Source organism: Streptomyces sp. NPDC002680 (assembly GCF_042889145.1).
GTDB classification, from domain to species: domain Bacteria; phylum Actinomycetota; class Actinomycetes; order Streptomycetales; family Streptomycetaceae; genus Streptomyces; species Streptomyces adonidis.
The window spans coordinates 128,045-154,268 of the sequence record NZ_JBIAQP010000014.1; the positions used below are offsets into that span (position 1 = coordinate 128,045).

Genomic DNA, 26,224 nt, shown 5'->3' on the forward strand with positions numbered 1-26,224 from the left:
TTCTGTAGCTCCGTCCGACCGGGTCGTTGCACTGGCATTGTCCAGGCCCGGCGGCTCGAATTGGTTGAGATCCTGGCCGATGGTCCGTTCATGTAGATCCTCGCGGACGCCGCCTACCAGGGCATGGGCGCGCAGACCGGCGGGTGGGAGGAACGCTCCGGCCTGGTACGAGGAATGGCATGAGCAGCAGCGCAAGGCGCGCTCCTCGCGGCGCATCCAGGTCGAGCACGGCGTCGCACACCTGAACAACTAGCGCCCCCTTGCCCGCCTCGAATGCATGAGCGACATCGTCCAAGCCTGTCGTCAGCCTGCTCTCCCAACAGCAGACCATCACCCGGCCCAGCAGCCCTCGGGTGTGAACCGGGGCGGATCCGCAGCCTTCGACGCGGCACTCCCCCCATGCACGAGTTCGTTAGGAAGCCCCGGCGCAGGGCCACCGTCCAGCATGCCGATAGCCTAGAAGATCGCTGAAAGTCTTGTTGTGGGGCTGTCGGGTCGTGGGCCGGGCGGCCCCTTTCGCTATGTGGTGGCTGGGGTGAGGTGCCAGGTGGTGTTGGTGCGGGTGAGTCCGAGGTTGATCAGTCGGCGGAGGTTGAGGGCGGCGGCGCGGTGGTGGAGCCAGATGTTGTTGGCGATGACGCCGCGGTAGGGGACCCGGCGGTTGCTCTTGGCGACGAGCCGGGCGATGGCTCGTTCGACGGATGGCCGCCATCGGCGGTACTCGTCCTGCCAGAGGGTGTCGGTGGCGGTCTGGGCGCGGGCGGCGGCCAGCAGTTCGTACTGGGGGTGGACGTTGAGGGTGCGTCCGGTCTGGGAGGTGGTGCAGCGTTCTCGCAGGGGGCAACCGGTGCAGACGCGCTTGAACTGGGTGGTTCGGGCGCCGTCCGCTTTGCTCCGGCCGAGGTTGGCGGTGTTTTGGGCCGGGCAGGTGGCGGTGCTGGCGACCGGATCGATGTGGAAGTCGTCGATGGTGAAGCCGCTGGGGACGGCCTGCCGCAGTGGTGGCGGCTTGATGACCAGGGTGTGGCCGTCGGCCTGTAGCTGTGCGCGCAGGTTGCCGGTGCCGTAGGCGGAGTCGCCGAGCACGGTTAACTCGCCGTCCTGGTCTTTGTCGGCCAGCAGATCGCAGGCGACGGCGGCCTCGTGGTTGTCGGGGCCGTAGCCGCTGGTCAGGGCGACGGCGGTGAACAGGCTGCTCTCCGGTTCGAAGGACGCATGTCCTTTGAAGCCGTCCTGGTGGCGGGTGCGGTTCTTGTGGATGTGCCGTGCGTCGGGATCGGCGGTAGACACGGTCCGGTCCGCCACCGTGCGCCTGGCGATGCGCCAGCGGCCGTCGGAGTCCTCGGCCGGCTCGACGTCCTGCCCGGCGACCAGGGCCAGCAGGCCGAGGGCGTTCGCCGCCTTCTCGCCCAGGTTCTGCTCGGGCAGGTGCCCGAGCAGGTTGAGGGCGTCGGTGACCAGTGCGTCGACCAGCGCGGAACGGGCGGCCTCGTTGTCCCAGGCGATCTTCGGTTTGCCCGGGTCGGTGTAGTCGTGCGCCCGGCAGTGCTCCGCGGCTGTCTCCTGGGCGCCGGGGACCTCGCGGATCACCCGACGGATCGCGGAGATGATCTGAGTGACGGTGTCCTGGGTGGCCACCGCGTCATCGAGCCGTGGAGTCCAAAGCGCGCCGCTGCCTGACCTTGAGCACACCGGTCGCGGCCACGACTTCCCCGACCTTGGTAAAGATCCTCGTCGGATCGGCCGAGTGACGCAGACGGCGCCGGAAGTACGTCAGCAGCTACGGATCAAATGCGGTGTCGTACAGGCCGAGCCCGCAAGCGGCCTTCCACCGCAGGTCACACCGTAGTTCCTGGACCGTCTCGAAGTCCGACAGCTCCTGCAGCACCACCGTCACGGCCAGCACCTGCGGCGACAGACTCGGCCGCCCGTTCGCCGACGGATACATGTCCGCGAACATCCCCGGAGGGAACAACACCTCCCGATGCTCGGCCAGGAACGCGAACACACTCTCCACCGGGATCAACTCCCGGTAGCCCTCCCACACATCCGGCCCGATCAACTACCCCGGCCCACTCACCCTGCATGCCACAAGACTGGCCCCGACTCTGCCGCGCCGGGGCCAGAACCCGCAACATTTTCAGCGATTTTCTAGTAGGGCTTGGTCAGGTGCGGTCCGTGATGGCGTGTCTTCTTGATCGGTCGTGTCGTTGATCGGGTGTGCTGGGTGGGGAGTTGGCTGCGGTCCGGTGTGATCTGGAGGACTTCGCGGCGGAGATGTTCGAGCCGTTCGCGCGGGCAGATCAGCGACGGTGGGGCGAGGTATATCTGCGGGGCCTGCTGCTGGAGGGCGGGCGCAAGTCGGTGGAGCCGATGGCCGCCCGCCTGGGCGAAGACGGGAACCGGCAGGCCCTGGCCCACTTCGTCACTTCCAGCCCGTGGGATGCGGCACATGTTCGGGCCCTTTTGGCCTGGCGTATGCAGCCGGTCATCAAGCCCACCGCGTTGATCATCGATGACACCGGGTTCCTCAAGGACGGGGACGCGTCCGCGTGCGTGACCCGGCAGTACACCGGCACCGCGGGCAAGGTCACCAACTGCCAGGCCGGGGTCTCGCTGCACCTGGCTTCCCACGGCGCCTCGGCGGCGGTGAACTGGCGTCTGTTCCTGCCCGAGAGCTGGGATCCCGCCTCGCCGAAGGCCGATCCGGTCACAGTGGTCCGCCGTGACAAGTGCGCCATCCCTGCCCAGGTGGGCCATGTCGAGAAGTGGCAGCTGGCCCTCGACATGATCGACGAGACGCGCTCCTGGGGCATCGAGGTGCCCCAGGTCATCGCCGACGGCGGCTATGGGGACACCGCCGCTTTCCGGCTCGGCCTGGAAGAACGCGGTCTCGACTACGTGGTGGGCATCTCGACCACGACCACCGCGCAACCCGAGGACGCACAGCCGTGCACCCCGGCCTACCCCGGCCGGGGCCGACGGCCGGTTCCGGCCTACCCCGATCCGGCACAGAGGGTAAAGAGCCTGGTCATCGCGACCGGAAAATCTTCCGCAAGACCAGTGCAGTGGAGGGAGGGATCGCGGCCCGGCAGTGGCCGCAGCGGGCACAAGCGCATGTACTCGCGCTTCGTGGCCCTGCGGATCCGGCCCGCCGGACGCGAGATCCGCAAAGCCACCCCCGGCGCCGAACTGCCGGTGCGCTGGCTGCTGGCCGAATGGCCCGCCACCGAGGCCGAGCCCGTGCAGTTCTGGCTCTCCAACCTGCCCGAGAACACCCCGCTGGCCACCCTGGTCCGCACCGCGAAACTGCGGTGGCGCATCGAGAACGACTACCGCGAGATGAAACAGGCCCTGGGCCTGGCCCACTTCGAAGGCCGAACCTGGCCAGGCTGGCACCACCACGTCACCCTCGTCTCGGTCGCCCACGCCTTCTGCACCCTGCAGCGACTGAGCCGGTCCCCAAAAGAGACGGCGTCGGCCTGAGCCTCTACCGAGTCGTTCGCGAGCTGCAGTTACTCCTCGCCCTCTGGACCGGCGCCTGCCCCACCTGTCACCGCGACATGCCAGACCTCGCACCAACATGACCAAGCTCTATAGATGGCGGCCGTTGGACGCAGTCCGGTCAGGTGCGCCGGAACACCGCCGTGATCAAGGGGAGTTGGCCTGGGGCAACGGCCATCTTGCCGAAGAACCCGAGGGCTCGTCCTTGCTCGGCCTCCTTTCGTAGTCCGGCCAGGTCCTCCATGTCGAAGAAGGGGCCGTCGAGCGCGGGTAGGCCGGCCTCGGCTGCACTGGCCACCACGCGGGAGCGTGCGTACAGCAGGGTGTCCCAATCCAGACCGCAGCCAAGAAGTCTGGCGAAATCCCCTGGCCCGAAGAACAGGCCAGCAAGTCGCTCGGCCTTCGCGACACAGGAGGCCTTCTCGATTCCCTTGGGGGTTTCGAGTAGCGCGTAGATCTGGGGGGTGTGTCCGGCTCTATCGAGACATCCGGCCACGACTTCGACCTCGCGAGCCGACTCCACCTTTGGCACCAGGATGACTTCAGGCTTCTTGACGTACCTTTCGATGGCCACCAGATCCCGGATGCCATCGACAGTTGTGAGTGGGTTGATACGTATGCCCAGGGTGCCTGCTCCGGCCGTCGGCTCAGTGAAGATCTGCTCCGCACGCTCCCGTCCCAGCTGCTTCAATTCGGGAGCTAGAGAGTCCTCAAGGTCGACGAGGGCGACATCCGCCTGCAGCGTCTGCGCCGTCCGGAACGGGGCACCCCCTGCTGCCGGGGCGATGATCCATGAGTGACCGACGGGCACACCGCTCGCAGCGCGCATCACTGTGCCCCCTCTCCGGATAGTAGTTTCTACTTTTCAGGTTTCTCCGGTAAGCGTGGCCATCCACGACCCTCTCAGCAATCGTCTTGTCCGCGCTCTAGAAGCTGCATAATCGCGGCAGTGAAGTTTTGAGACATGTTGTAATCCTCCCGGATTCGACGGGCGCCCGCGGCTGCGATCTCGTCTTTTTGTTCCCTGGGCAGGTGTAGAATATCTCGCATATTTCGGGCGACTTCATCTACCTGCAAGTCCGTGATGAATCCATCCTTCCCATCATGAACCTGACAAGGTAGCCCGTCCCTGTTGGAGACAAGGGCGAGCGCATTTCCGTACGCGCGAACCTCCATAGGCACAATTGCTCCCGGTTCGGATCGCGATAGTACGGCCACTATTTCTGTCTTATCCCACTGCATCAGCTGCCTCGGTAGGACGAAGTCCAGGCCAAACATAAGCGTAATGTTGGGATGTTGTAGTTTCTTTAGGTCTGCCACGATAGGGTAATCCATTGACCAGGCGGCGACCTGAAGGACGAAGTGGCAATCCAAATCATCCAAAGCCGCTGCGGCTCGCATGAAGATATCGAATCCCTTAACTTCTACCCCCCGGCCAAAGGAGAAGACGATTGGCTTGTCTGTGGGAATTGATTTTTGCAGCAGGGAGCGACGGATTTCGTCCTGTGGGTAAACGGGGACCGCTTTCTTCGTTATTCCGTTCAGTACGGGGGTCAATTTTTCCGGCAGGACGCCGTAATCGCGTCCGAGATGGTCGCGCATGTAGGAATTGTGATAGCCGGCGAAAAGTCCAGGGGTAGCATTGATGCTTTTGGCTGCATTGAGCTCGAAGCTTATCCTTTCGGTGTCAAAATCTCCACGATCTTCGATTAGGGAGGTGTTGTGAGTCAGCCAAACTATGCGAAGATTTACATCGAAGTCTACGTGCTTCATTAGGATGGCCGGGGTCATCGCAAACGGAGTGCACTGCGCAAGGACGATAGCGTCTGTGGGTTGATACTCTTTTAGTGCCTGATAGGCGAGCAATGCCGCCGTTGGGGAGACGACGGACCAGTTCCTGACGTCACCGTACTGATCGAACCCGTCTGAGGCATTGAAGCATTCGAGCACGTCACCTCCGGTTTCTTGACAGATGCGACGAATTTTCTGGAGCTGTGGTTGGTTAAAGCCGATATTCGAGTTTGCGAACCGAGGTGTGATTGCCCATACTCGGATCTCGTACTCTGCGTCGAGCTCGCTCCGTATCTGGTCAATGCTTTCAAAATAGGCGTCGGTGGCCGTTCCGACGCCTGCATACATGCTGGATATCCCGTCATGTGCGCAGATAACGATTCCCAGCTTCTTCTTCGGCATTTTTCTCCTCCGTTACTCTTGCGTGACATTCGTGATTTTATGACAGTTCGGTAAGCTGCACAATGGGCGGTTGCAAACCGTCGAAGCATTGTGCTTCAATGATTTGGCTTAATTCCCTGTTGCAACGGAAGAGTGACTGTCCGCGTGCCACCAGGCAGCAGGACCCGAGTATTCCGTCAGGCAATGTGCCGGGTATGTGAGGTGCTGGCAGTTGTGATGCTCCTACATCAGCCGCAATGCGAAGGCAGCGCTTGCTGGGAAGCCGACACGTGGCCTGCCAGGTGGTCAGGTGAGCAGCTGCCACCTGACCACCTGGCAGATCAGCCGAGCGAACCTCGGTCGATCGCCGCGGAGAACGCGGAAAAGCCCGGAGGCAGGGGCGCCCGATCGTGCAGCCACAGCCAGATTCGAATCAGGCGCCGCACGGCATCGGTGTGCACTCGGTCCTCGAACGCCTCCCGGGCATGCAGGACACGGTAGTTATCCAGCCAAACACTCTGGCCCCGTCGAAGCCGATGACGCAGAGTCAGCTCGGGCCGCCGGGCGACTTCCTCGAATAGGTCGAGTGCCACGTCCACGTCAGGAGTGAGCCGGCCTGTGGCGCGGGCTCCTTCATGTAAGAGCAGCCACCCGAACCGGCACTTGACGTTGTCTGGGTCGAGGCTGAATACCGGGGAGTCGACGATGGGGGAACTTCCAGGGCGTTGCGAACCGCGCAAGTCCCATGTCCACGGCCGGCGAAAGCTTTCCAGAACGGCGGGTGCTTCGCGTGCGAGAGCATCGTGCACTGCTGCCGCGCTCACGAACAGGTTCTCCCCGCCCTCCGCGCTTGCCGCGAGGCATGTCAACACAGCTACGTCGGTCGGGTCGTTGTGCATGCCCATGCGTCCGTTGGACGTGTACCCCGGGGCAGTGGTGACGTTGCCCGGCTGTTGATCCTCCACCTTGACAATGAAGCCTTCGGGAGGTCGCTGAAGTGCCGGCTTGCCGAGAAGGACTGACACCCCGAACCCCAGGGCGGTGAGCTGTCCGTCTGACAGCGACTCCAGGTCATCGTGGGCCACGATGGCGAGTCCTGGAGCGCCGGGCCCAAGGCGCCGCCCGATGGCCTGCGCTATGTCGCCCACCAGCTCCGTCATGTCCGACCGGTAGGCTGACAGCGTGGCCGGTGTCGGTGGCTCGAACACCTTCGGTAGTCGGCGATGCAGCCGCGCTACTAGGTCGTCGGATGGCACTACCTGGTGGGCGCCGGTGCGAAGCAGCTCGTGGCCGGTCCAGGAGCGGACAGTCTCGGCGACTGCCGGCCGGCCGGCATCATGCCGCGACATCAAGGTACCGGCGGAACGATGCGAGGACCTGCGTCCGCCCCTCCCCCCAGTTGAGTAACTCCAGCAACTCCGGCGTCAGACCGACATCGCTGCCCAGCTCGCGGTACGTCGCCTCTGTTCTCGTGCGCACCTGCACCTCGATTCCGTCGGTGACCCGCATCCAGGGAGCTAGGCGCGGGGAGTACTGGTAGAACTGCGATACGCAGTGCAGCACCATTTCGTCGACCGCCTGCTCTCGGCTCATGGTGCGCAGTGGCGCCCGCAACGGGGCGAACAGGTCGTGGCCGAGCACACCGGTACCACCGCGCAAGAGGTCTGCCACGTGACGCGCGAGGACTGGCGCACAATGAAACCCATCGCGGTAAGTGCCCGACAGTACCCAGACGTTGTCCTGCCAAAGCTTTCCGACGACCGGGTAGCCGTCCAGGGACAGGGGTCGGTTGCCTGCGTGCCACGCGGCGACCGAACTGCCGAACAGCCGCCGATCGAACTGCTCCATCGCCCCGCCCGCCAGGAAATGCGCCATGCCCAGGCTCGACCAGGCGCCGGGCTTGAGCAATACGTCGTTCGTGGCGCCGATGTACACCGTGTCATCACCCGGCACCATGTGCAGCCCGCAACCGCCCGACCGGTTCGGTGTGCGGACCACATGCCGCAGCCCCGATGAGGTGGCCTTACACGTGACAGCTACTCCGACGCCAGCAAGTATGGGCATGAGCGGAGCAGTCGTGTCCTTCAAGTCCTCGACAATCGAAGGGGTAAAGGCTCCGGCTGCTACCAGGAAGCGACCGCCGCTGAGAGTCTCCCCCGACCGCAGCACGACGCCCTGAGCGCGGCCGCCTTCCTGCTGCCAGCCCACGACGCTGTCGTCGATCAAGGTGACACCGCGCTGCCGGGCCACCTCGACGACGCGGTCGAGGACGGCACGGGCATCGATGGAACCCTCCTGGGGGAGGTGAACGGCCTCCAGCGGTCGTGCGTTCGTCGCCGGATCCAGGTTCGGTACGTTGCCCAGTGGCAGGACCTCGTACTTTCGGCCGTAGCTCACCAACGCATCGACGATCGCCCGGTAGTTGAGGCTGTCGAGTTGCCCCCCACAGCTATTCAAAAGAACGTAGGTGCCTTCGCGGATAGCGAGCTGTTGGTCGTCCGCGAGGTCGTCGTTGAGTTCGTCGAGCCAAGTGGGCCAGGCCTCGAGTGCTCGGAGCGACAAATCCAGCTTGATGCGGCCCGGTTCGCTAGACAACGTTTGATGGGTCACCTCACCAAAGCAGTTCAGCATTGCTCCAGCCGCCGCGGAGGCACTGCCCTCGCGGTCTGATGGACCGACAACCGCGACGCGGAGATCCGGGTCGGCCCGAATGAGCTCGAGTGCGGTCGCGCACCCGAGGATGCCGTTGCCGATGACGACAATGTCGTAGGTCGAAGTCATCGCTCCTCACAACCTGCTGCGTAGTTCTCGAGACCCCTCCGCATGATTGCCAGCAACTCGTCGACCTCTGCGTCCGTATACACGAGGGCGGGGACCAATTGGAAGCAGTTCGGGCCAGCGGTGACAATCGCCCCCGCGTCACGGATCGCCTGGATGACCACAGACACTTCTGACTGAGCCATGGGCGCACCGTCCGGCGCGATGAGATGCAACGCCCACATGCAGCCCCTGCCCGTGACCGAGGTGATCATTGGATACTCGGCAGCTAGCGCAGCGAGTTCGACCCCGAAGCGCTGGCCGAGCTTCTCGCTGGCCGCAAGGGTGTCCAGGCGGCGCATTTCTGCCAACGTCGCACTGATCGCCGCGCCCACAACTGGCGTGCCAGCCTGCGTCTCGGCATGACCGAGCAACACGTTGGGCGCAAGGAACGCTTCTGCCATCTCGCGCGAAACGATGACAGCGGACGCCGCGAGAGTGCCGTTCGTCAGTGCCTTTGCGGTGACGAGCACATCGGGTGGCTCGGGCCAGCGGGCACTGGCGAAAGCCGCGTTGCCAGTGCGGCCGAAGCCGGTGGAGACTTCATCGGCGACCAGGACGAACCCGTACTCCCTACGCAGCCGGAGGATGTCGGCGACGAACTCCTCAGTGAGAGCAATGGCCCCAGAGCCGAGAATGGGCTCGACGAAGAGCGCGGCGACACCTCCGTCGTATCGCGACAGCACTGCCTGGAGTCGGGCCCCGTCGTTGGCCGGCACACGCCCGACCAGACGACGGTCCACGCCGTACATCTGCTGCCCGAGATTGGCATCGCTGAGCGCCGCTGCCCCGAACGTCAGCCCGTGATAGGCGGTACGCAGCGCGATTATCCCGCGTTGGTCAGGCTTGCCTCGCAGTACCTGATATTGGCGTACCAGTTTGATCGCGAGGTCGTTCGCGGCGCCACCGGAAGTGGAGAAGAGGACCCGGCCGTAGTGATCTGCTCCGGCGAGCTCGACCAGTTCGGCTGCAGCCGAGCGAGCCTGTAGGTTTTCGGCCCTCCAAACGCTGAGGTACGAAGCGTCGTGCAGCACATTGGCGACCGCCTTTGCCACGGCGGCGTTTCCATATCCAAGGTTGGAGTTCCACAACCCGCTTGTGGCGCAGAGCAGCTCACGGCCGTTCATCATCGTCACGCGGACTCCGCGCGCGGACTTCGCGCAGAAGTCATCGCGGCCTTGATCGTCTGGAGGTGTCAGAAACGGCCACAGCGGCCCATACGAATTCATCTTGCCCTCCTGCTCTCGTGTGCCCGCCCTGGTCCTCAAATCAACGACCCGGACGATCCGCCGTCCAACTTGCACAGCATTCCGTTTGCATCCCGGCCTAGGTTCGCGATCGTCAGCACGTTCTTCACGCAGGACTCGTAGGACAGGAATGAATTGATCACGTATGCCTGGTTCGACCTGGCCAGAAAGCGGCGGGTGACAACGTCGATGTCTGCCCCCGTGCGATCGGCCACCTCCTGAAGCTTCTCGAAGTTCTCTTCGTCGGCCAGCGGCCCGAGCAAGAGGGTGGCAGCGGCGGCATTGTGGGATTGGCAGGCGCTTGCCAGCGCTGTGGTCAGCACCCGCAAGGCTGCCTTGCTTGCGGCGTAGATCCCCGAGTATTTGTTGGCGTGGTAGATCGAGTCCGAGTTCGTGACCACGTACGTGCAGAACTCCGCCGTCGACTGCTTCTCGACGTGGTTGAGGAGGAGGTGGTAAGGCACGAGCGTGTTGAGCCGAAACGTCGCCTCCAGCTCATCCAGCGGCGGCAGCGTCGTGTCGCGCGGGCCATATGAGACCGCGTTGTAAACGACTAGCGCGGGTGCCTGCTCCCGCAGCTCGCGCTCCACAGTCTCGTATCCGTCCGCTGTCGTCAGGTCGGCTTGCACATATCGCAGTGCATCGGTGTCGGGAAGGTCGGGCTTTGGCCGCCGCCCTACGGCGGTGACGTCCCAGCCTTCCTCGACGAGCCGACTTGCGAGATGGGCGCCCCACCCGTGGCTGGCACCGATGACGATGCCCTTCTTCATACGCGAGCCACCTCCATGGGTCCGGTATCAACTACGTCACGAAGAAACTCGAAGTACGGCTCGACCGAGGGCCGCGGGCTGGGCAGGGTCGAATCGAGCCACAGATGAGTGAGCTCGTCTGGCAGCCCCTTTGCGGGGAGGTCCGCGACACGAATCGACTGGTACCGCTTAAAGACCTCTGCACTGCTGGCGGCTCCCCAAAGGTAGAGAAATCCCGCTCCAGGGGCGGCCTGCCACGTCAGGTGTGTGAAGTAGCCAGGCAGATCGCCGAATGCGCAGTGGTCGCCGAGCGAGAACTCTTGGCTGAGACGTTCAAACGCCTCACGGTGGCCGCCGTCAGAGCGACCGTGCACGTCGAGGTCGACCGCGGCAGCCACGGTGCACTGCAGGGTGGTGCTCCAGGTCTCAAGCGCTCGAAGCTGCTGGGAGTGGGAGAGAGCCTCGTGTGCTTCACCCGTTGGGTCCAGCGTGCTGGCGAAGTCCGGGTGGTACACCCACCGCTCCCACCAAGTGCTGGCACATTCAAGGCGGTCAAGGGGCAGGTATTCAACGCCTGACTCGCTCGGCATCCGGCGGGGGAGCAGCACATGGGTGAGGGCGTGACCGAACTCGTGGAAGATCGCCTGCGCGGCGGCGAACGTGACGTGGTTGTCCTCGTGGTCAGGGTGCAGCGGGCACAGAACGTGCGCCTTCGCCTTGACCGGCACCGACGTTTCGCATTTGGCGGTCAAGGGAGGGGAAACCGTGCGGTGACTTCGTCCGCCGGGGCGCAGCAGATCGAAGTCGATGCTCCCTAATTCCTCGCCTGCGCCGCTGACACGGAACGTCAGGGCATGGGTATGTTGCGCCGGGGCGGCGGTGACCGTCACACCCAGCACCCGCCAGGCCAGCGCGCACAAAAGATCCAAGAGCGCCTGTAGCTTGAACGTCGGTGCCCGGCGCCCGCTCATGCGCGTCCGCACGTAGCGCCCGAAGTGGTCCATCGGGTGTTCCGTGCACCCGGTTGCCGCTCGAATCGCGGACTCTAGCTCGCGTTGGCTTTCCAGGGCCTGTGTCAGGAACTCTTGCAGAAAGGAAGTGGCTTCAGCAGGGGAGACGGAACAACTCTCGAAGGTCTGTGCCAGTACGGTGGAGTGGCCACCCGCCCCCTCGCGGACTGCTCTGCGGCGCACCTCCACGGCCTCGTCGAGCACATTCGTCAGCGCGGCGACGTAAGGCGCGGAGTGCCGCCGCCAGGCCGTGGTCAACTTGGTCCGTGTCGTTGGCTCCTTGAGCCGACTTGCTGTCTCGGCCAGCATCACCGACGGGCTTGTTCTGGGCGAATTGATCTTGAATCGCTGGAGGAAATCGAGCTGGTGGGCATCCATCTGCCGCAAGATCGCCCGCATATCCGCCCCGAGTTCGGCTTGCCGCCGCCGCATTTGCTCCGGCGCCCGCTTCCGGTCGGCGAACCATGCCAGCCATGTCAGGCGCAGCTCCTCAAGGTCGTGCGCCGTGAACGGCCCAGCCGCTGCGAGGGCCTTCTCGGTTGCGACGGTCAGGTCCCGGTCGTGGAAGTAGGCTTCGTGCCAGCGAAGGAGGTGCTGGTAGTCGTCGAAGCGCTGGCTGCCTTCCAGGTAGGCGAATGTGTAGGCGGTGTTGGAGTAGATCAGGACGATCTCATGCAGGGCCTCGGCGGTCAGCACCTGCCCGGAGTGCTCAGACGGGGCGACCAGCATGCGCAGCCGGTCAGCCCCTTCGGCCAGATCCGCTTCGATGGCTGGCAGGTTGTCGCAGTAGTTTGGCCGGCGCGTGGTTATCGTCGCCATGCGCACCTCCGAGCTGCGGTTGCGGGCGTTCTGCGGAGGGCCATCATTCCGGCACCACCTTTGCGTTGAGGAAGTCGGCCCGGTCGACGTCGAGGCCCTCAGTGAATGCCATCGATACGTCAACGTTCCAGAGGTAAGCGCCCCACAGGTCAGCGCCGCGCATCGCGGTGCGGACGCAGACCGAATCCCGCATGTCAGCGTGGCGGAGGTCGGCGCGGCAGAGCGAGCTCTCGGTGAGGTCCGCCTTCTTCAGGCTCGCGCTGAAGAGGCTGGCCGTGGTCAAGTCGGCACCGGTCAAATTCGCGTTGGAGAGGTCGGCCTTCTCCAGGTCGGCTCCGGCAAGGTCTGCCTCAGACAGGTCGGCCGAGCCCAGCCGGGCGGCCTGGAGCGAAGCGCCCCTCAGCGGTGCGCCGCGCAAGTCCGCCCCTGCTGCACCGGCCCGCAGCAGGCGCCACCCATCGATGATCCACTGTGAGCGCCGCTCTGCATCCGGTTGCTTGACCAGCACGAGCGTCTGAAGCGTGCCTTTGATGCGGGCCACATCCGCCGCTGTGCATGCTGTGCGACCACTGTCCAGCGCCTCTCGTACCACTACCGATGCCCCGTGCACTGCCAATACCACTGGATCGACGGGGACCAGGAAAAAGTCCTGTACATCGGCGCCCGGAGCACAAGCTTGCACCGCAAGGTCGACGAGCTGTCTCGGCCGCGCTTCGGGCGGGAGCGACCCCTTCGGCGATGACACACTCATGCCGCTGTCACCTCGTGCGCGACCGCGCCCAGCGGCGGCAGCTCATTGACGAAAAAGATGTGGGTCAGGCGCGCTGTCTTCGCGCAGTCACCGCAGCCGCCCATTGGCGCGTGGTAATGCTCGCTTCCCCGGAACAGGATGAGCCGGTTATACACCGGGCCTATCCGGGCAATTTGCTCCCATTTCGATAGGTCTGCCTTGTCCGGACGGATGACCTGGTCATCGAACTCCGAGGAATCCGCGTAGCCCATAGCCCGTGCTTCGCGGTCTGTCGGCGGCGACGACAGACCGGTCGCTCGGTGGCGGAAGAATGCGGTGCCCGAGCTCATCGGGGCGTTCGGCGTGAGGTAGACCATTCCCGCCCAGTCAGCGGCCACGTCAGCATGCACGATCGCTGACCTTCCGGACTTCTCTGTGATGTAGCGGAAGCCACCCCATGTGAACCGGTCCCGGTCGACATTCAGCTCGGCGCCGATCAGCCCGGTGAATACCTGCTCCAGTGAGCGTGACCCGATGACAAGTTGGCTGGCGAAGCCGGGGTAGTCGGTCGGCTCGATGTTGGCAAAGCGCGAGGTAAGTGCCTTGGCCCGTACCGCTTCAGGGTTGGCGTAGAAGTCGTCGACGATGATGACCTTGCTTGACACGGCTACCGCCCTCCGTCCGGCTCGTCGAAGAGGAAAAGCTGGGCAATGTGGTCTTCCACGGAGTCACGATCGACACTGCGGACCGTGTACCTATGGGCCATTGCCCCTTGGAAAAGCACCATCCGGTTGAATGTCAACGGAACGTAGGTGGTTTCCTCCCAGTGTTCAGAGTGGGGGTTCTCGTCGCGAGCCGTGCTGCCATTAGGGCTGGGCGTGGAACTAGCGGCTGCAGGACGGTAGAACTCGACTCCGCCGGAGAACTGGCCCTTCGGTAACGCGAGGTATACTAGAGCGGCCCACTGGCTGTTATACGTGTGCGGAGTCGCCCCCTCTCCCTCCTCGCCAGCGCTGACGAAGGCGAGCCGACTGGTCAATTCCGGAAGCGACTCCCCGACATGGCCGAGGAGCGAGGAAATCCGCGCCCTTGTCTCGGCGTCAGGCACCATCACCTTGCCGTTGCTCAGCACATGTGTCGGCGTGCCGTCCGGCGTGGTTGAATCACTGGCAAGCGCCTGCTCACGCTGTGCATATGGATCTCGGTAGAAGTCGTCGATGACCTCGATCGTCTTTCGCATGTCAGCGTCCCTCCTGGCCGATGGTAGGTAGCCCCCTCATCGCTTGTAGCTGACCATCAAGCCGTTGTCGGTGCCGATGAATGCCGACAACAGCTGCGGACTGCGGGCGGTAGCCCGGTTGTACGCATTGATAGCGCGGACCGCCCCGCCCCCGTCGTCGCCCGGGGACTCACTGCTGAAGTCGCCGTCTGCGAACACGTCGTCGGCCACGAGCATTCCGCCGTGCCGCAGCAGCGGAAAGCAGAGCTTGAGATAGGCGGGGTAGGACACCTTGTCGGCGTCGATGAACACCATGTCCTGGCTCTCCGGGGCCAGTTCGGTGAGGTAGTCGGCCGCGAGGCCGACAATGACCTCCACGCTGTCGGTCAGGCCGGCTTGCTTCAGGTTGTCCTGCGCCAGACTCGCCAGGTCGGCATCGACTTCCAGGCTCACGAGGCGACCACCTGGAGGCAGACCGCGAGCGATGTGGATCGCTGAGTAGCCGAAGTAGGTGCCGATTTCGACCACTTGCTGTGGGCGGTGCAACGTCGTCAGCAACTGAAGTACGCGCGCTGCGTTGTCGTCGATTTGCATCGGACGCAGGCCGTTGCTGAGGAGAGAATCGCGCAGGATACGGTCGAGCAGCTCCTCTCGGGGCGGGAATACAGCACGCATGTAACTCGTTGGAGGCGGCACTATTCACCCTTCCCTTTTCCAGCTACCGTGCCTTCCGCTCCGGAGCGCGGTTGACCTTCGTAAAACGAGAAAATAGCCGCACTGTCAGGCTCGACACTGGGCTGGTCGAAATCGAAGCACGGGAGGAATGTCTCACAGAGATCCGCTGGTTCTCCGGCGTCCTCGATGGCGGTATCGAGAAAGGGAGCGAACAGCTGGGCGCTTGTGCTGGCGCCCCACAGGTAGGCGAAGTTAGCACCCGGATTGGCCCGGAACATGGGCCAGGTGAAATAAGGTGGAAAATCGCCTAGCGTGCAATGCGCACCGATGCCGTACTGCTCGTCAAGTCGCTGGAACGCACCCTCGATACCACCGTCCGACTTGCGGTGCAGCTCGAAATCCAGTGCCGCGGTGACGGCCCGGTCCACGTGTGAGCGCCGGTACTCCAGCCGTTTAACATCCTGGCATAGCTGCAGACCGTCCAGCTCGGTTGGCGACAGGTTCAGGTGGTCGGCGAACTGGCGGTGGTACACCCACTTCTCGAACCACATGCTCAGATCCTCCAGCCGCTCCAACGGCAAGTACTCCAATCCGGACTGCGTGGGCAGCCGCTTGCGAATCAGGAGGTGGTTTACCGCGTGCCCGAACTCGTGGAAGAGGCTGTGCACGTTCTGGAAGGTGATGCGGTTCGCACCGTCTTCTGTCCTGCGGAATCGGCACGACACGTAGGCGACGGGCCGCTGCACGATGCCATGCCACTCCGTGCGGTTTCGGATTCCTTTCGTGGTATTCGCGGTACGACGCTGAGAGTCGGTTTCCCACAGGTCCAGGTTCACGTGGCCGATGAGACGCCCGTCGAGCTCTACGTCGAAGGCCAGTACGTGGGGGTTTGACCGGGTGGGCGCTTCGGTGAGCGTCAGACCGAACAGGCGCTTTGCCACCTGCCGAATGAATGACAGACAGCCCTCCACCGGGAACAGCGGGACCCCTCGACCTGCCTGAAGTGCGCGCACGAAGTGGCCGAAGTGGTCCATAGCGTTGTCGGGGGCACCTGTTGCGGCCAGAACCTCGGAGTCGAGCCGCTCTTGGTGCTCCAAGGAGCTGATCAGGTACCGCTCGACGAGGCGCCAGGCCGCCTCCTCGGAGACCCGACACCGGCGCAGCGTGATCGCCAGCACCGAGTCGGCACCCTGCGCTCGGCTTTCGCGGCGGCGCGCATCGACCATGCGGTCAACCACTGAGGTGAGTTCGCCGAGCCGGCGGTCGCGCGTCGCGCGCCATACGCGGCCCAATTTGGTGCGGGTTGCGGCGCTGTTTGTGGAGCCGACGAGCTTGTAGAAGGTGGCGTTCGGGTTGGCACGGCTGGTGCTGCCGATGCGCTGCAGCAGCATGGCGCCGTCGTGCCGGATCTCGTCGAGAATGTCCTTGGCCTCAACGAGCAGTTGCTCATGTGAGCCGTCGTTCGTGCGTTCAGGCGCGGCTGCGGGCTTCGCGCGAAGGTGGGCGACGTAGGCGGTGCGTGCTTCCTCGGTCTCTGTGTGGATGCAACGCAGCGTCAGGAGCCGGTCGAGCAGTGCAGCGTCGATCCCTGCGTCTCGGTGGAACGCGTCCCGCCACGGCAGGAGTCGCTCGTAATTGACGTGTGCCTCGTTCGATTCCAGATAGAGGAAGATATATGCAACGTTGTTGTAGATCGCGCAGATCTCGACGAAGGCGTCCTCGCTCAGGGCATCCAGATCCAGCAAGGCACGCAGCCGCGTCATCATCGCGTCCAGCGCCGCATCGGTTTGGTCGAGGCTTTCGTAGTCAGGAGCGACGGGAAGGTCTACAGACATGGCTCACCATCTGCGTCGTAGAACAGAAACAAGGGGTCGAGCTTGGGCGTCTCGCTGGGTGCGTCCGGGTCGAGGCACGATCTGAGGCTCCGGTCGGCCTGCGCTCGTGTCGCAGCACCGGTGCTTAGCCACGGCGCGAAGGCCTGCGCACCGAACGCAGCTCCCCAGAGATAGGCGAAGTTCGCACCGGGGTATGCCCGGCATAGTGGTGCCAGCAGGTAGCCGGCAACCGTCTCAAGGCGGCACAGGTCACCGAACCGGAAGCGCCTGTTGAGCTGGCGGAAGGAGTCGGCGAGGCCGCCGGAATGGTGACGGTGGACGTCGAAGTCCAGCGCGGCGACGACCGCCCGGTCGAGGTTCGCGTTGAGGAACTCCAGCCGCTTGATGTGGGCGCAGATGCTGAGTCCAGCCGCGCTGTCGGCTGAGAGCGTCAGATGCTCGGCGAGCCGCGGGTGGTATGCCCACTTCTCGAACCACGTACTCAGGTCCTCGATGCGCTCAAGTGGCAGGTAGTCCAGTCCGGTATCGCTAGGGGTGTGCCGCCGAAGGAGCCAGTGGTTCATGACGTGCCCGAATTCGTGCAGCATGCTATGCAGGCCCTCGAAGGAGACAACCCGGTTGCCGCGGGCGTCGTGCTGGTAGCGGCACAGGACGCGCGCTTCGGGGAGCGTTGCCGACGTCTCTCCGGGCCAGTGAGGGGCATCGCCACGTGCGGCTCCGGCCTGACCGCGGGTGCTGCGGAGCGGCGTTTCCATCAGGTCGAAGGAGGCAACACCGATCACCCTTCCGTCGGCGACTCCGAGGACGACGTGTTCGTCCGGCCGATCCGCAGCAAGCGGAGCAAGTGCGATGTCGAACACATCGCGGGTAATGGCAGCCAAATAGTCCAGGCAACCGTCAAGCGGGAAGGTCGGCAGTGTGGCGCCGCCTGCGACTGTGCGAGCGTAGGCGCCGAAGTGGGCCAGCGGATGGTCTGTCGCGCCGGTCGTCGCCCGGATGCGCGTCGCGAGACGGCTGGTGCTTTCCACCGCACGTTCCACGTACGCGTCGATGAACGCTGTGGCCCGGGCTTCGTCCAACCCTGAACGATCCAGGGTGCGGTCGACCACGCTTGATGCCCCATCAGCACGCGCCTGCTCACGGCGGAGCCTTACGACGGCGTCGAGCTGTTCCAGCACCGAGTCGGTATGCCGGGCCCGCTGTACCTCCCAGGCGTGTACGAGCTTCTCGCGGGTGGAGACCTTTGTCATCGTGCTCACCGCTCGGTAGAACACGGCGGCGGGTGCTGCCCCGGGGGCGAGCAGCCCTAGACGTTCCAGAAGCGCTGCTTGAGCGTCGTCGATGTTTTTGAGAGCGCCGCGGGCCTGCCGATACCTGGCGGCTACCTCCGCTGTCGCAGGGCTCTCCTGGGTCCTGACTCGATTGCGCAGCCAGTCAAGCAGGTCGCACCGGGTCCGCTCGGCTGTCTCCTCCTCGCACGCCGAGCTTTCCAGCAGCACCAGCAGGGCCGCGTCGACCTCCGGATCGGCAAGCAGCCGCTTCCAGTTGGACTGCAGTGCATGGGCGGGTCCGAAGTGGCGCTGATTTCCCTCGGCATACGTGAGCAGGTGCGCGGCGTTTGCGGAGAGGAGTGCGAGCGCATGTACGTCGGCGTCCTCAAGCCGGCTCCGCGAGGCCAGCTGTTTGAACCCGGTCGCCGTGCGGACCAGGGCTGCGCCGGCGGGCTCGATGTCACCCGCGAGTGCACCGGCTGTCATGACGAATCCTGCTGAGGACGGAACCGGAAACGGTACGCCATCCCGGAGTAGGAGCCGCAGTACATGTTTCCATCGGGCGCCACGATCGGAGTGACGTCGAGCGCCGGGTCGTGATCTGCGAGACCGAGTAGCTGGCTGGTTTCCCACAGGAACCGACCGTCGGCACGGTCGAGGCCGACGACATTGCCTCGTGGCGTCGTCACCGCGAAGCCGCCGCTTGGGGTGACGGTATACGACGAGTGATCCCGCGGTACGGCGCCGGGTACGCGCCAGCACACCTCGTGCGTGCGCACATCAACACCGAAGCCGATGCCGTCCTGGGTGCCCACGGCCAGGACAGTGCCAGACAATGCGGGACTCCCCACCACCTTGCCCCCGAGCGACACGGTGCCGCGCTCCTCACCTGTGCGGCTGTCAAGAAACGTGCAGCGGCCGTCCACCGTCACCACGGCGAGCACACCTTCGGAATGGATGGCCACCAACGACGCCCGAACGGAGGTGCCCAGATCTCGGCACCACCGCTGCGCGCCATCGGGGGTCAGGCACACCACGTGCTCGGCGCATCCGACGGCCACGTCTCCGGTGTCGAGCGTCGCCGGACTCGCGTACGGGTCTCGGTGTGCGGCGGAGCCGCCCCACTGCGCGTGCCACGGGCGCGGCAGCTCCCGATCGAACACCTTCGCGCCAGTGTCGAGCCGCAGCCCGATGCACCTGCTGCCGAACGCGGCAATCACGAGCACATCCGTGCTGGGCAGAACGGTGGGGGTGGCATACACCGGCCCGTCCACGCTGGATGACCAACGGGTGCGGCCGCGCAGGTCAAGTGACCGTACAAGGCCGCTGGTAGTTGCGACGACGACAGCCTGCCTCGCCGAGTCGACCACCGGGGAGGCGTACACCGCGTTGTCGAGCCGACGCTCCCAGTACACCTTTTCCAGACTGCTGTCCCAGAGGCGGACGCGGCCATCGTAGGTGGCAAAGATGGCGCCGAGTCCGGCCACCGCGACAGGTGTGGCACAGACCGGCACAGAGACCTGCTGTCCGTCCTTGCGGAGATGCGTGAAATGGCGATGACCGCACACGACAGGCTCGTCGTTCCACCGGAACGTGCTGTCGGTGGATCTCCGCACCTCGAGCACCGCCTTCCGCGGGTCGTGGCGAAACGCGGGTGCGTCAATCGGCGGCATGAGACTCGATCTCCAGTAGGCCACGCTCAAAGATCGTCGCCGATGGGTGTGCAAGGCGGCGGGCCAGATTGAGGCCCTTCGACATGACCTGACGGCTGTGCGGGGCGAAGCCTGCCAGCTTTTCGTAAAGAGCCATTGCGCCCGGGAGGTCATCACATCGTTCACGACATGTCGCCGCCTTAAGGAGGTGGTGCGCAACGTAGGGGGGACCGGCTGCGGCGGCCTGTTCGTACAGCTGGGCGGCATGCTCTACCCGTTTCGACTGCAAGTAGACCTCTGCGAGTTCTCCGTAGCTGACAGACCAGACCGGGTCCAATGCGATGAGTGCCCGACCCGCCTCTTCGGCCGCATCTGCATCCCGTTGAACGTAGAGATATTCCTTCACCGCAGATTCGTAGTAGGTCTTGATTGCATTCAAATCAGCAGCTCGGGACTCGCCGCCGGTACACGCATCGGCGGCCTCGCGGGCCCGATTCATATAGTGGCGAGTGGCCGCAGCATCCCCGATCGCCGCAGGAAGCATGGCAACACCTCGGTACCATGACGACAAGGCGCCGGGCTCGACCCGACCCGACATTTTCGAAAGTGATGTTCCGAGTTCCCGCCATCGCTCGAAGTCGGCCGTTGGTAACTCGCGACGCTTCACGTACCACACGACTGCCTGGGTGCATGCATCCAGCACCCGGCTGGCCGGCACTTCACGCGTGATGACAGCCGCGCGCATCCTCTCAAAAGCGGCTGGAGAGCTGGAACCGCCCTCGCAGCGATTGGATACGACAAACTTCAACCAGCCGATCTCGAAATCCTCTCGGGAGGTCGTCTGGCGTTCAGAAAGGATGGCGAGCACATTCCGCACGAGTTCAAACCGCGAGATACTAATTAAGGCAGAAGCTAAATTTAGCAGCTCCACCACTGTGTGCTCTGATGCCTGGTCAAGCATTGCGCCGAGTCTAACCAGCGCGTCCGTCCGGCGATCTTCGAGTATGGCAAGCGGTGCAAGCCTAGTTCCTTCAAGTAGGGCAACTTCGTAGAGCACCGCAGGCTCAAACACCTGAGTGAATGCATAGCCAAAATGAAACCAATTACATGAGTTGAAGGACTCAACGCACGCTTGGGAGAAAATGTCGGCGGGGTAATCAGTAGGACTACAGCTGAGGCCGATCATGGTATCGTGAAATGAGTTGCGCTTGAACTCCATCTAGAAGCTGTTCCAATCTCGGGGAGGTGAAACGCCAGGAAGCGGACCGAAATCCCCTTCCTGGCGCCGCGATCATGCCGAGTCGCTGATCTTCAGCATTTCGTCAAGCTCGGTGTCGAGTGCATCTCCGAAGTCGAGCTCCTCGACGTCGGCCTCAGCCTCGAAGAAAATCTCCGCGCTAACGAACGGGAAGAACGCGGGCTCCTTCTTGAACATCTGATCATCCATCTTGGGCATCTCCTCTCTACGGTTTTGACTCCGGTCTGACAGTCAGCAGGCTGACACGCGTCAGCGTCTCCGGGCAATACCGCCAGCTGCACGAGCGGGTGATCGCTACGGGACTTAGCACCTCGCTATTCGGGCCTTTAGGGGCAAGTTCACCACTGAAATTAAGCCAGATTCATCGCCGTCCTATAGCCCAGTCGAAGTTTGACGTCGCTGGTAGTGAGAGGTACGCAGAAGGGATTGACCCTCGGTTGATCATGGCCGATTGTGCAACGTTCAAAAGATCAGCTGAGGTGGCGGGCTTTTTTTGGCTCTTCCAGTGGTGGCGGTCGATTAGTCGGCTGCCCTGCGTCATCGAGTTTGATCGGCATGGAAGCGCTGGCGGTCAGGGGCAACAATGGGTACGGCGATACCAATGCCGATGACTGAGCTTCTTCGAGCTGGCCACCGATCAGGTGACAGTCCACGAAGCGCAACGGACAAGGCCCCCGAGCTGTTGATCGAGATGTCTGACGTCTCAACCACGCTGCTCGGGGGCCTCGTTGGCCGTCTATCCTGCCGCACTCGACCTGCCTCACGGTCTGGTCGAGTGGGTCACCATGCTTGTCGTCACCCGTGAGGGTGACCGGCGCTGCAAGCTCCGCCCATCCCAGCGCGCGATGGTGGCACTGGTGTACCTGCGCGAACACACGAGCCTGGCGAAGATCGCTGCCGGGTTCGGGGTCAGCGAGTCCACCGCCCACGTCTACACCAGCGCGGTCATCCACCTGCTCGCTGAACGTGCGCCGGGTCTGCTGAAGGTCCTGCGCGAGACCGATGTAGACTTCGTCCTGCTGGACGGCACGCTCGCCGAGTGCGACCAGACGGGCCGACCACTCCCACAAGCACCGCCGGCACGGGGTGAACGTGCAGGTGGTTACCGATCCGGGCGGCCAGCTGCTGTGGCTCTCACCCGCATTGCCGGGCCGAGCTCACGACCTGACCGCTGCCCGCACCCACCGGATCATCCGGATCTGCGAGCGCCAGGGCGTCCCCATCCTGGCCGACCTCGCCTACCAGGGCGGCGGCCCCTGGGTGACCACGGGCATCAAGCGCAAGCCTTTGTAAGAACTCACCCTCACCGAGAAAACCGTCAACCGGGCCCTGGCCGTGGCACGGGCACCGGTTGAGCGCGGCGTCGCACGCCTGAAGGCCTGGCGCATCTTCCGCAGATCCCGATGCAGTCCAAACCACATGACGTCAATTGCCAAAGCCGTCCTCACCCTGGAGCGGCAACGCTGAAGAAGCTCACTGATCGCTCGTTGAGCCGAGTAGCTCTTCAGATCCAGCTCCCGTACGTTCGCCAGCATGGTTGACGAGTGCTTCGGGCATCCACAGCTCGCCGTGATCTATGACCCACTCAACCCCGATCGCGGCGATCTTGACGCATATGTTCGGATAACGGAAGAGTTCGCAGCGCATCGTGTGCTGGATATCGGCTGCGGGACGGGGGTATTCGCCCGCTTACTGGCTGATCGCGGGATTGAGGCCATCGGCATCGATCCGGCCCAGGCGTCCATCGACGTTGCTCGGACCAAACCAGGCAGTGAGCGGGTGCGCTGGATCTGCGGTGATGCGACAACACTCCCGCCGCTACAGGTCGACCTTGTGACGATGACGGCGAACGTGGCCCAGGCCATCGTTGATCCACGGGTATGGCGGCAGACGCTGCGGAAAGCTCACGAAGCACTGCGGCCCGGCGGGTATCTGGTCTTCGAGACCCGCGATCCGGCGAGGCGCGCTTGGGACGAGTGGACCCGCGACAACTCCCACCGCGTGACGAAGATTCCAGATGTCGGCGTCGTCGAGAGCTGGGTCCAGCTGATCGACGTAAGTTGGCCGCTGGCGACGTTCAGGTGGACTTATGTCTTCGCTGTGGATGGACAGGTGTTGACCTCGGACTCGACGTTGCGCTTCCGAGAGCGGGAAGAGATCGAGCGGGACCTGGCCGTGCACGGCTTCTTGGTGGAGGAAGTGCGCGATGCACCTGATCGACCAGGAAGGGAGTTCGTCTTCGTGGCGCGACGTCCTTAATGTTGAGTGAAGTTCTCTAACGCACTCTCCTGACCAGGATGTTCGCATGCTATCGGTGCCCTTACCTGCACTGACCCACCTTTCGCGATCTTTCATGTTCGTTCGGCCTTGTGTAGACAATTCTCCCCAGGGGCCCAATTCTTCGCTAAGGGCCCGTAAAGAATCAACACGTTGGTTTGGTCTCTGTCGTGAGGGTCGCGCCGTGTGCGGCGGCGTGGACAAGGAGTCCTGCCAGGGTGTTGAGGTGTGCTGCTGGGGGCCGGGGTGTGTGTGCGTGCTGGTCCATCAGTGAGGGTTTTCAGAGTGGCCCCCGGACGGGTGACGGCGGGACCGTAAGCAACCGACAGGGTCCCCGTGCCGTTGAGAGAGGTGTCTAGGTCTCAACTCTCCAGCTCAGGAACCCTGTTGGTCTCGTATCCTGCCGCACTCGACCTGCCGCACGCACTCGTGGAGTGGGTGACGATGCTGATCGTCACCCGTGAGGGTGACCGGCGCTGCAAACTCCGGCCGTCCGAGCGTGCGGTGATCGCTCTTGTGTACCTGCGCCGGCACGACCCTCTGGCTCAGCTCGCCGCAGGTTTCCGTATCTCCGTCGACACCGCCCACGCGTACGTCACCACCGTCGTCGAGCACCTGGCCGACCTGGCGCCGGGCCTGCTGAGGGTCCTGCGCGAGACAGAACCCGACTACGTTCTCGTGGACGGCACACTTGCCGAGTGCGACCGGGTCGGCGACGGGCGCGCAGACTATTCGACGAAGCACAAGCGGCACGGTGTGAACGTGCAGGTCATCACGGACCCGGCCGGTCGCACGCTGTGGCTCTCACCCGCCCTGCCCGGTCGCACACACGACCTGACCGCCGCCCGCACCCACAAGATCATCAGGATCTGCGAGCGCCAAGGCGTCCCCGTCCTCGCCGACATGGCCTACATCGGCGCGGGCGAGTGGGTCACCACCCCCAAACGCCGACCGCCCCAAGGTGAACTCACCATGACCGAACGGACGGTCAACCGGGCGCTGTCCGCCGCTCGCGTACCCGTCGAACGAGGAATCGCCCGCCTCAAATCCTGGCGAATCTTCCGCAGAGCCCGATGCAGCCCAAACCGCATGACGTCAATCGCCAAGGCCGTCCTCACCCTGGAGCGGCAACGCTGAAGAAGCTCAGTCGCCGGATCTCGCTGGTGGTGTGGCGGATGGTGTCCTTGCTTACGGCGAAGAGGTGGGCCAGCACGGTAGGCGGCAGGGCGAGGTTTTGTTGCAGCACGGTGACCAGGACCCGGTCGGCCAGGTCGAGTTTGGCTTTGCGGCCGCCGCCCGGGGCCCTGCGTCGCTCGCCGCCGTCGCGTCGGGCGGCGGGGTCCTGTTTCTGCAGCGTCTGCCAGTCGGTGGTCAGAGTCTCGGTCAGCTCGGTCAGCGCGGGATGTGACAGAGCACCGCGGTCGAAGACCATCGTCGGCCCGGGCGTTGGTCCGGTGGGGCCTGCCGGGCTGGCGGGGTGGGGGTGCACGGTGTAAGTCCCATTCGCCGTGGAAGGCATGTCTGGTGACCGGCACTGCGTTCAGCTCAGCATCGCTGACCTTCACACCAGTGGGATAGGCGCCGGTGTCGAGTTCGGCGTGGACGGTGAGACCGGCGCGGGTGGTGGTCGCGGCGATGGACTGCACGACGACCTCGTGGCTGTTCAGCGGTCTGCCGCGCCAGTTCATGGTGATCGCGGAGAACAGCAGATGTCCACCTTGTTCCATTTTGATGTGCCCGGCGGCATGTGGCAGATCGTGACGGCCAGGCCGGTCCTGGCGGCGAACGCAGCCAACTCGGTCTTGAAGGCCCGGGTGCGGTAGCCGTTGGAGCCGCCGGCATCGGCGGCGATCAGCAGACGTCTGGCTTGCGGATAGTCGAGACGTCCTTGCCCGTTCCACCAACGGCTGATCGATTCGACCGCGAAGGCTGCGGTGTCGTGATCCGTACCGACGTTCACCCGGCCGGTGTTCGCCGCCAGGTCGTAGATGCCGTAGGGCAGGGCCTTGCCCAGTGCATCACCGGGGAAGTCATGGATGTCAACCCGCACGGGTTCACCGGCCGGCCGCCATTGACGTCCCGCGTTCTTGAACTCCCCGACGACTTCCTTCTTTTTCGTGTCCACACTGACCACCGGCTCGCCGTTCGCCTGATGGTCCTTGACCTGGTCACTGATGTACCGGAACTGCGCGTCCCGGTCGGGGTGTTGAGCGCCCTCAACGGTCTTGGCATTGGCCTGCAGACTGAAACCGTTCTCCCGCAGCAGCCTGCCCACGGTCGGCGCCGAGGCGGCATGGCCCTGCCTCGTCAGCTCCCCGGCCAGAGACCGCAGCGACCTGGTCGTCCACCGCAGCGGCGACATCGGATCGCCCCGCTCATCCGGCTCGACTAGCGCCAGCAGCGCCGGAACGAGCAGCGGGTCAAGCTCCTCGGCGCTCTTACGACCGCCGCCGTCCCGTCGGACCCGGCCATCGGGCAGTGGGTCCTCACCGCCCTCCAGCTCGAAGACACCCTTCCGCACCGTCGTCTCGCTCACCCCTGCGACACGCGCGACGGCCCGGACCCCGCCGTGCCTCAGCAGCCAGCGCCAGCCGCTGCTGCCGCTCATTGAAATGAGGTAACAACACCCCGAGTCTCAGGGCAAGTTGGTCACGAACCTCGTTCGGTATGGACATACCACACCAACGACAGGCAGACCGTGAAGCAACGTGTTGATTCTTTACGGGCCTAACCGTGTCCTCGGTGGGAACACCCCGTTGCCTGCGAAGGCCTCAAAGTGACTGGTGCTCGGCCGATGTCTTGCGGGATCGTGGGCTGCTGATGATCGACGACCAGCAGGTAGTCGGTAGTGCTCATCAAGCCGCACCTTCTTCTCCTGCTGGTCGACGGCGAGTTGCATGCGCATCTGGGTGGTTACCCAGTCCATGACGTACGCGCGCTGGCTACGGCGGACGACAGCAGCCAGCGCGAGAAGATGACGGAATCATGA

Annotated in this window: 20 protein-coding genes and 3 pseudogenes; 5 read left to right on the plus strand and 18 right to left on the minus strand. The window is 64.1% G+C overall.

The features are described 5' to 3' along the window. Positions 1 to 519 precede the first annotated feature (519 nt). A pseudogene (locus tag ACFYXF_RS33245) lies at positions 520 to 2,062 on the minus strand (IS1182 family transposase). Positions 2,063 to 2,277: 215 nt separating this feature from the next. Between ACFYXF_RS33245 and ACFYXF_RS33250 the strand changes: the two are divergent. Next, positions 2,278 to 3,486, plus strand: a complete 1,209-nt coding sequence (locus tag ACFYXF_RS33250) for an IS701 family transposase (protein WP_389355492.1) — start codon at positions 2,278 to 2,280, stop codon at positions 3,484 to 3,486. 139 nt (positions 3,487 to 3,625) lie between these two features. On the opposite strand, the gene ACFYXF_RS33255 is transcribed toward ACFYXF_RS33250, so the two are convergent. From ACFYXF_RS33255 to ACFYXF_RS33330, 16 genes are all read right to left on the minus strand, one after another. Beyond that, a complete protein-coding gene (locus ACFYXF_RS33255; RefSeq protein ID WP_389355279.1) occupies positions 3,626 to 4,333 on the minus strand; it encodes an HpcH/HpaI aldolase/citrate lyase family protein in 708 nt (235 codons plus the stop codon). 74 nt (positions 4,334 to 4,407) lie between these two features. After that, positions 4,408 to 5,697, minus strand: a complete 1,290-nt coding sequence (locus tag ACFYXF_RS33260; RefSeq protein WP_389355281.1) for a glycosyltransferase family 4 protein — start codon at positions 5,695 to 5,697, stop codon at positions 4,408 to 4,410. Between the two features lie 320 nt (positions 5,698 to 6,017). Continuing rightward, the gene (locus tag ACFYXF_RS33265) at positions 6,018 to 6,836 is read right to left on the minus strand and encodes a TauD/TfdA family dioxygenase (RefSeq protein WP_389355282.1); all 819 of its coding nucleotides are present in this window, start codon (positions 6,834 to 6,836) and stop codon (positions 6,018 to 6,020) included. Positions 6,837 to 7,011: 175 nt separating this feature from the next. Beyond that, entirely contained in the window at positions 7,012 to 8,457 is a 1,446-nt protein-coding gene (locus tag ACFYXF_RS33270; protein ID WP_389355284.1) for an NAD(P)/FAD-dependent oxidoreductase, read from the minus strand. Beyond that, positions 8,454 to 9,722 (minus strand): daptide-type RiPP biosynthesis aminotransferase, encoded by a 1,269-nt coding sequence (gene mpaD / locus ACFYXF_RS33275; protein ID WP_389355285.1) that lies wholly within the window; start codon positions 9,720 to 9,722, stop codon positions 8,454 to 8,456. The genes ACFYXF_RS33270 and mpaD overlap by 4 nt, the downstream gene beginning before the upstream one ends. Before the next feature lie 35 nt (positions 9,723 to 9,757). Further along, the gene (locus ACFYXF_RS33280; RefSeq protein ID WP_389355286.1) at positions 9,758 to 10,510 is read right to left on the minus strand and encodes an SDR family NAD(P)-dependent oxidoreductase; all 753 of its coding nucleotides are present in this window, start codon (positions 10,508 to 10,510) and stop codon (positions 9,758 to 9,760) included. Next, the gene (locus ACFYXF_RS33285; protein WP_389355288.1) at positions 10,507 to 12,318 is read right to left on the minus strand and encodes a M3 family metallopeptidase; all 1,812 of its coding nucleotides are present in this window, start codon (positions 12,316 to 12,318) and stop codon (positions 10,507 to 10,509) included. The genes ACFYXF_RS33280 and ACFYXF_RS33285 overlap by 4 nt, the downstream gene beginning before the upstream one ends. A gap of 43 nt (positions 12,319 to 12,361) precedes the next feature. Beyond that, entirely contained in the window at positions 12,362 to 12,859 is a 498-nt protein-coding gene (locus tag ACFYXF_RS33290; RefSeq protein WP_389355290.1) for a pentapeptide repeat-containing protein, read from the minus strand. 206 nt (positions 12,860 to 13,065) lie between these two features. Beyond that, positions 13,066 to 13,713: a DUF6445 family protein gene (locus ACFYXF_RS33295; RefSeq protein WP_389355291.1), complete on the minus strand. Its 648-nt coding sequence runs from the start codon at positions 13,711 to 13,713 to the stop codon at positions 13,066 to 13,068. A 2-nt stretch (positions 13,714 to 13,715) separates the two neighbouring features. Next, the gene (locus tag ACFYXF_RS33300) at positions 13,716 to 14,288 is read right to left on the minus strand and encodes a hypothetical protein (RefSeq protein WP_389355293.1); all 573 of its coding nucleotides are present in this window, start codon (positions 14,286 to 14,288) and stop codon (positions 13,716 to 13,718) included. Positions 14,289 to 14,324: 36 nt separating this feature from the next. Then, a complete protein-coding gene (locus tag ACFYXF_RS33305) occupies positions 14,325 to 14,942 on the minus strand; it encodes an O-methyltransferase (RefSeq protein ID WP_389355295.1) in 618 nt (205 codons plus the stop codon). Positions 14,943 to 14,962: 20 nt separating this feature from the next. Next, the gene (locus ACFYXF_RS33310; RefSeq protein WP_389355297.1) at positions 14,963 to 16,777 is read right to left on the minus strand and encodes a M3 family metallopeptidase; all 1,815 of its coding nucleotides are present in this window, start codon (positions 16,775 to 16,777) and stop codon (positions 14,963 to 14,965) included. Beyond that, positions 16,768 to 18,534: a M3 family metallopeptidase gene (locus ACFYXF_RS33315; RefSeq protein WP_389355299.1), complete on the minus strand. Its 1,767-nt coding sequence runs from the start codon at positions 18,532 to 18,534 to the stop codon at positions 16,768 to 16,770. Before ACFYXF_RS33315 ends, ACFYXF_RS33310 begins: the two co-directional genes overlap by 10 nt. Beyond that, positions 18,531 to 19,721 (minus strand): PQQ-binding-like beta-propeller repeat protein, encoded by a 1,191-nt coding sequence (locus ACFYXF_RS33320; protein ID WP_389355300.1) that lies wholly within the window; start codon positions 19,719 to 19,721, stop codon positions 18,531 to 18,533. Before ACFYXF_RS33320 ends, ACFYXF_RS33315 begins: the two co-directional genes overlap by 4 nt. Continuing rightward, complete coding sequence (locus tag ACFYXF_RS33325) at positions 19,708 to 20,919, minus strand: tetratricopeptide repeat protein (RefSeq protein WP_389355302.1); 1,212 nt, start codon at positions 20,917 to 20,919, stop codon at positions 19,708 to 19,710. Before ACFYXF_RS33325 ends, ACFYXF_RS33320 begins: the two co-directional genes overlap by 14 nt. A gap of 72 nt (positions 20,920 to 20,991) precedes the next feature. After that, positions 20,992 to 21,147, minus strand: coding sequence for a hypothetical protein (locus ACFYXF_RS33330; protein ID WP_389355304.1), 156 nt, complete (start codon positions 21,145 to 21,147; stop codon positions 20,992 to 20,994). A 539-nt stretch (positions 21,148 to 21,686) separates the two neighbouring features. Between ACFYXF_RS33330 and ACFYXF_RS33335 the strand changes: the two are divergent. From ACFYXF_RS33335 to ACFYXF_RS33345, 3 genes and pseudogenes are all read left to right on the plus strand, one after another. Continuing rightward, positions 21,687 to 22,425, plus strand: a pseudogene (locus ACFYXF_RS33335) (transposase family protein). Positions 22,426 to 22,491: 66 nt separating this feature from the next. Beyond that, a complete protein-coding gene (locus tag ACFYXF_RS33340; RefSeq protein WP_389355305.1) occupies positions 22,492 to 23,217 on the plus strand; it encodes a class I SAM-dependent methyltransferase in 726 nt (241 codons plus the stop codon). A 405-nt stretch (positions 23,218 to 23,622) separates the two neighbouring features. Continuing rightward, the gene (locus ACFYXF_RS33345; RefSeq protein WP_389355307.1) at positions 23,623 to 24,372 is read left to right on the plus strand and encodes a transposase family protein; all 750 of its coding nucleotides are present in this window, start codon (positions 23,623 to 23,625) and stop codon (positions 24,370 to 24,372) included. A 7-nt stretch (positions 24,373 to 24,379) separates the two neighbouring features. Here ACFYXF_RS33345 and ACFYXF_RS33350 read toward each other — a convergent pair. Continuing rightward, positions 24,380 to 25,910 (minus strand): annotated as a pseudogene (locus ACFYXF_RS33350) (ISAzo13 family transposase); the annotation flags it as partial. 173 nt (positions 25,911 to 26,083) lie between these two features. On the opposite strand from ACFYXF_RS33350, the gene ACFYXF_RS33355 reads away from it, so the two are divergent. Beyond that, the gene (locus ACFYXF_RS33355; RefSeq protein ID WP_389355308.1) at positions 26,084 to 26,224 is read left to right on the plus strand and encodes a hypothetical protein; all 141 of its coding nucleotides are present in this window, start codon (positions 26,084 to 26,086) and stop codon (positions 26,222 to 26,224) included.